Below are 6,097 nucleotides of genomic sequence, written 5' to 3'. Positions count from 1 at the left end.
CATGTCCCATTCCGAAATAATTCACAAAAAATTTAGCACATTCTTTCGGAAAGGGGGAGAGGGATATTCCGAAGGAATGTGCAAAAAAGAGTCTTTTTTGTGCGGAAATAAAGTGATAATTTACACCCTATAAACCAATTTCCAAGTATTTAAAGCATCGTTCCGAGGTTTCTTATTGAGCTAACGAGTTCAATATTTCAATAAGTACAAAATAAATCGTCCTATTCATAAGATAATTTCAGTTGGTCGAAAATCAACAACAAATAATAACAGAGCCTTTATTAAAAATGACACTGCTTTTTAGAAGGATGATGTTTATCTAATAAAGAATATAGAAATCATTCATGAAGAAAGGGTAAATTTTGTCATTGGTATGTCTATTCGTTGCCATTTTGAATGTCGTTTTGATGATGAGAAACTAATACCTGCACAAAGACTTGGAATTGGTGACCGAAAATTTTTCTATAAAATGACATCATTACACTAACGAAACAGTATTGTTTATAAATAATTTTTTACAAAAGACCTAAACCAATTTACAACTAACGAAATTGATAATTCAGGTTAATTAGGATTATCAATTTAACAGAGAAAGTCGAGGAATTTTTTGATTCGGTGAGGAGAGGGTTAAGAGATATTCATCGTAAGTTTCGTTCCTTGCGTTCCGTTTCTTTTCTTTTTTATTTATTCGGAAAGGAGTTTTTATGATGGATGTTTCTCAATATATTAATGAATTATATGTTAAGGATCACGACAATTTTTATCAAATGGTTTCCCAAAGTTTAACAATCAATCATATGCCTCAGATTTCAGTATCTCCAGAAACGGGAAAACTATTGTATTTGTTAGTTAAAATAGCGAACGCAACGAATGCTTTGGAAATTGGTGCTCTCGGTGGTTACAGTGGTATCTGGATTTGCAAAGCATTGCCAGATGACGGAAAATTGACATCGTTGGAGTTAAACAAAGATTACGCCAATGTAGCAAAAAATAATATTGAAAAAGCTGGTTATGGAAAAAAAGTAACTTACCATATTGGTCCTGCTCTTGAAACGTTGAAACAATTTATTAGCCAAAAAAGAAAGTTCGATTTCTTTTTTATTGATGCGGACAAGGAAAACTACAGACTTTATTTAGAGTATTCCATCCAACTAGCTAAAAAGGGAGCTTTAATTACTGCGGATAACGTATTATGGAAAGGGAAAGTTACGGACAAAAACAATCAAGAAAATAATACTATTTTTCTGAGAGAGTTTAATGAATTTGTAGCCAAACATCCAAGATTAGAATCGGTCATTGTCCCGATTGGTGATGGTTTAACGATTGCGAGGGTATTATAAATAATTGAGTTTTGAAAGATGATAACGTAGTTATTCTCATTTGAGTATGATTTTAACCAAACAGAGTTCCGCTGTTTAATACTGCTATTCAATTGTTTCATAAGGCAATCTATAAGTTTGATTGGAGGAGATGGATTGATGATGATTAAAAATGAGAAAGATATCATTCGACTGATTAAAGAAGACAAGTGGATGATGGATATATTAAGAGCAGTAAAATCATTAAATTTACCTGATTGGTGGGTCTGTGCTGGATTTGTTCGTTCGAAAATATGGGATGCGTTACATGGCTTTAAAGAAAGAACTCCTATTCCAGATATTGATGTTATCTATTTTGATGATACCAATATGGAAGAATTAGAAGAAAAGAAGTTAGAAATTAGGTTAAGAAATATTCTTCCTAACATTCCTTGGTCAGTGAAAAATGAGGCAAGAATGCACGTTGTCAATAACATTCCTCCGTATTCATCTTCCGTAGACGCTATATCGAAGTTTCCAGAAACAGCAACATCTTTAGGTGTAAAATTAGATGAAAAGGATGACATCATCTTGGTTGCTCCTTGGGGAGTAGATGATGTGATTAACTTGGAAGTAAAACCGACACCCTATTTTAAACAATCAAAAGAACTATCAAAGATTTACGAAGAACGGATAACGAAAAAGAACTGGAAAGATATTTGGTATAAGGTTAAAGTTTTTCATATTGAAAATTCTTATTAAACTATCCCGAAAATTAGTGTTTTCATCATTTGCTGGTGCCGTAAGCACGGCATGGAGGTCTATCCTGAAAATTAATATTTTCACCCTTCCGATGATGTCGCATAGATGCGGCATGAGTGGCTAAAGGGCAGTATTGTTCACAATCAAGGAACTAATGAAAAAATCTCGAAACTATAATTAGGATGTGAAACGTCTCAATCACGGAGGTAGAGAAATGTATTTAGAAGCCGAAGTGTACGGAATGTTGAATTGGGGATTTGCAATAGTGATGGGAATTGAACTAATTTCTTTCATTGTTCTTTGGCACAAACATAAATTCAGCAAAGAAGCATTTTGTTGGTTTATAGGACATATTGCTTTCTTTTCTTTTGCAGGTTACAAACTTCTAGAAGCGATAAACACTTTTGAACATAATGATTCTATGGGTTCGGAAAAAGCATCATTGAGCATAGGAATCTCAGGTGTTTTATGGGCAATTAGTGTAGCTTGTTTATTAATTGGAATTGCACGTCTTATTTCGAGTAAAGTTCCAAGCAAAGGGTAATCTGTTTCACTCTCATTGAAGAATGAGTTAACTTCCATCATCTGCGGTGAAGCTCGTTTCATGGTTGACTAAGGGCAGGTTAGTTGAATAAGGAATTATTTTTCCAATGTTGAATTATATAAGATTGAAAACAAATATCTTTCGGGGGGTTATTATGAAAATTTTTAGATTTGATAAAGAAGTCGGAGCAAAAATAACGAAATACAATTCGGACTTAGCGATTGGTACCGTCAAGAATTTTGTGTAATGTAAGATAGATAGGGTATCTCTGAAATGGATTTGGAATGGATAGGGAACCGGTTTCCTTCACACAAGAGACTGAATATTCAGTCTCTTGTGTGGAAAGGGAAAATCCCCTTATTTTGTTTATTTACAATATTTGGTTAACAATAACGTTCTTCAAACATTCGTTGAAGGGCTTCTTGCGCTTCGGCAAATCCTCGCAACTTTCGCCCTGCCCATTTCTCGTTAAAGTCCTGTATCGTCAAATATACGACTTTTTCAGCGGCTTCTAAACTGCTCAAACTGTTCATCGGTTTTAGGCGTTTCCGAATCTCCTTGATCGTTCGTTCGATGGCATTGGTCGTATAAATCACACTTCGAATACTGCTTGGATAGTCCATAAAGGTGAGAAGGACATCCAACTCATTTGCCCAAGATTGGACTTCCCTTGGGTATTTGTGAGACCATTTGGATTGAAACTGTTGAAACATCTCCAATGCGATTTCTTTATTCGGAGAACGATAAATGAGTTTCAGGTCCTCCGCCATTTCGAATTGATCTTTTTTCCGAACACGGCTGAGGGTGTTGCGGACTTTGTGCACGACACAGCGCTGCACATCGGCTTTCGGATACACCGCCTTAAAGGCTTCCTCCAACCCCGGAAGGCCATCGAAGACGCCAAGAAGCACTTCCTTGACGCCTCTTTTGTAGAGCTGTTGGAGAATCTCCTGCCATACATAGGCGCTTTCTTGTCCTCCTACGAAGAAATCAAGAATTTCACGATACCCTTCTTCGTTCACCCCCAATACCACATAAATAACTTCTTTCTCTACCGTATCCCGGCGAAGTTTCACGTACAAGCCGTCCAAATATTGTTTATTGCAAAATAAAAATGCAGAGATCTGCAGAGAATTTGGCTTAGGCCAACTTTACATGGAGAGGGGGGCGTGATAGCCTTTTTAGGCATAGCCAGCCCTTGATATTGCTGGCTTCCTGGCTTTTTCATCACGCCCCCAGAGGCTCCATGTCAAGTTGTAATTCTCTGCACTTTTCGTTGCGAAACTCTGTATTTTTTCTTTGCAGAAAACACCAAATATAAGACCGAATAACGCTGGTGTAGTGGACGAGCGTGCCATTTCTCGATGTCTTCCTTCACGACATCGGTAATCCGGCTGATCGTCGCAGGAGAATAGGTGCTTCCTAGAATTCGTTCGATAAACTTGCCAATTTCACGCGTGCTCATGCCACTTTGGTACATCCTAATGATTGCTTCCTCCAGCCAGCCCGTGTGCCGTTGGTAAGGGGCAAACAACTGTGTTTGAAATTCCCCGTTTCGGTCTCTTGGAACCAAAAGACCCTCAATCCGGCCATATTGTGTATCTAGATTTCGCTGATAGTAGCCGTTTCTCATATTCGGCGTTCCAGCCTGTTCGATTTCGAGGAAATTTTTGATTTCTTCCCGCATAATCAGTTCTAATTTTTCTTTTACAAACTGACGAATGGCATTTTCCAGTTGATTTGCCCAGTCGACATTCGGTATACTTCTTTTAGACATAGGTAGGGTACTCCTTTCTCTGGAATGTGTTGTGGTCCAAATCAGAGAATACCCTACCTTTTTTCTTTTGTTCTAGCAAAATGCTTTACACAAAATTTTATACATCATCTAGCGATTTATACAAGAATTATAAAAACAAGTGAACCTTCTATTCTCGGTTGTATGTATATAGAACCTAACGGAGTCGTTGGGTATCACGAAGCACCTGTTCCTCAATTATTTCTGGTGGTTCAGGGGGAAGGTTGGGTAACAGGGGAGGACCGCAAAAGAATTTTTGTAAAAAGAGGGGAATGTGTTTTTTGGGAGAAGGGAGAATGGCACGAATCAGGGAGTGATGAGGGAATGACTGCAATAGTGATTCAATCTGAAACTTTAAATCCTGAATCTTTTATGAAAATTAAAGCAACAGAGTAAAAGCGTTTCTTCTTCAGCTAATGGGTACAAGATGAAATAAGAGAGTTGTTTGCATCAACTCTTTTTTCTTGTTGAACAGGACAGGATAGTTGAAAAAGGAAAATTTTAAAAACTCATTTAAACTTATCTGACAAAATATGATGATTATGTATTTTAAAACTTCCTATGGAGTAGTGGTAAACTATGAGAATTTTTGTGAAAGTCTCTTTAACAATATTATTGTGTATATATCTATCAATCCTTACGAAAATAATTTTATTTAAATACCTTCCTTTATCAGAAATAATTAATCATTTCGATTTTAGTTATAATGAATATCTCTGGCGTTCAAGTAATTTTATTCCTTTCAAAACAATTATTTATTATTTGTTCTTAGCAGATATAAATTTGAATATCCGAATTGAGAACTTAGTTGGAAACATAATAGGTTTTGTACCTTTAGGTTTCACGCTTCCATTATTATCGAAAAGGTTTCAAAACCTTAAAGCTGTTATTATTACAACATCTAGTCTAAGCTTTACATATGAAATTCTTCAACTTTTATTTGGAATTGGGAGTTTTGACATCGATGATTTAATTTTAAATACTCTTGGAGGAGTTATGGGATACCTACCAATTAAGCTTATTTATTTAACCATTAATTCCAAGAAGAAATATCAAAACAATAAAATCACAGTTAGTTAATAGATAAAGGCTGTAAGGAATAATTAAAGAATAATTCAGAAATATTTTACTCATCAACTATCCTGAAAATTAATATTTTTATCCTTCTGAAGGTGCCGCAACTATGCGGCATAGTTGTCTTCCATAGAAGAACAGAATTTCTTGCATCATATGTGGTGATGCGAATCGATGCATGGGTAGCTAACGAAGGAGTATGGTTAAATGATAAAATTTTCAAAATATTAATAGAAAACATAGACTGGATAGTATATAATGGAAAATGTTGTTGGTCATAATAAAGACTTAGATTTGTTTGCGGAGAGATGGAACAGAGGAATCTAGAGTTTTTTAGGCAGCTAAACCATTACAAGAAGGGGATATTTTATGAAAGAATTAAGAAAAATCTTAATGAGTGATCCATTAGTTTCCTCAATGAATGTACATCCTTCTCAAGAACCATTTGTTGACCTTGTTCACTTTGATCCAGATATCGTTGTGGATCCATCTCTTTCTAACTCACATTTCGCACCCTAACAAGGTCAAAACAAAGGATTTTTTATTTAGTTTTTCAGAATAACTTTTTGACCAACACAACGAGCGATGGCAATCCTTTTTTTACCATCGCTGGTCGTTCCGTAT

6 protein-coding genes and 2 pseudogenes are annotated in these 6,097 nt (G+C 35.8%); 6 read left to right on the top strand and 2 right to left on the bottom strand.

Going from position 1 to position 6,097, the window contains the following annotated elements; genetic code table 11:
• Positions 1–704 precede the first annotated feature (704 nt).
• The 3 genes from ACVBDQ_RS17445 (at position 705) to ACVBDQ_RS17435 (ending at position 2,604) form a co-directional block, all read left to right on the top strand.
• Positions 705–1,340 carry an O-methyltransferase gene (locus ACVBDQ_RS17445; protein ID WP_014196316.1) on the top strand — a complete coding sequence of 212 codons (636 nt, stop codon included), beginning with the start codon at positions 705–707 and terminating at the stop codon, positions 1,338–1,340.
• 138 nt (positions 1,341–1,478) lie between these two features.
• On the top strand, positions 1,479–2,060 hold the full coding sequence (locus ACVBDQ_RS17440) for a nucleotidyltransferase family protein (protein WP_014196315.1): 582 nt from the start codon (positions 1,479–1,481) through the stop codon (positions 2,058–2,060).
• 214 nt (positions 2,061–2,274) lie between these two features.
• Complete coding sequence (locus ACVBDQ_RS17435) at positions 2,275–2,604, top strand: hypothetical protein (RefSeq protein ID WP_033845200.1); 330 nt, start codon at positions 2,275–2,277, stop codon at positions 2,602–2,604.
• A 383-nt stretch (positions 2,605–2,987) separates the two neighbouring features.
• On the opposite strand, the pseudogene ACVBDQ_RS17430 reads toward ACVBDQ_RS17435, so the two are convergent.
• Both ACVBDQ_RS17430 and ACVBDQ_RS17425 read right to left on the bottom strand, forming a co-directional pair.
• A pseudogene (locus ACVBDQ_RS17430) lies at positions 2,988–3,698 on the bottom strand (IS256 family transposase); the annotation flags it as partial.
• A gap of 224 nt (positions 3,699–3,922) precedes the next feature.
• Positions 3,923–4,381 (bottom strand): annotated as a pseudogene (locus ACVBDQ_RS17425) (transposase); the annotation flags it as partial.
• Between the two features lie 24 nt (positions 4,382–4,405).
• On the opposite strand from ACVBDQ_RS17425, the gene ACVBDQ_RS17420 reads away from it, so the two are divergent.
• The 3 genes from ACVBDQ_RS17420 (at position 4,406) to ACVBDQ_RS17410 (ending at position 5,992) form a co-directional block, all read left to right on the top strand.
• Positions 4,406–4,795, top strand: a complete 390-nt coding sequence (locus ACVBDQ_RS17420) for a cupin domain-containing protein (RefSeq protein WP_231293747.1) — start codon at positions 4,406–4,408, stop codon at positions 4,793–4,795.
• A gap of 183 nt (positions 4,796–4,978) precedes the next feature.
• Positions 4,979–5,479, top strand: coding sequence for a VanZ family protein (locus tag ACVBDQ_RS17415; RefSeq protein WP_033845378.1), 501 nt, complete (start codon positions 4,979–4,981; stop codon positions 5,477–5,479).
• A gap of 363 nt (positions 5,480–5,842) precedes the next feature.
• On the top strand, positions 5,843–5,992 hold the full coding sequence (locus ACVBDQ_RS17410; protein ID WP_318550432.1) for a hypothetical protein: 150 nt from the start codon (positions 5,843–5,845) through the stop codon (positions 5,990–5,992).
• Positions 5,993–6,097 lie beyond the last annotated feature (105 nt).

The organism is Geobacillus sp. CCR, from assembly GCF_052906625.1.
Note: the sequence above shows the minus strand (reverse complement) of the source record. Positions and strands in the feature narration are given on the sequence as shown.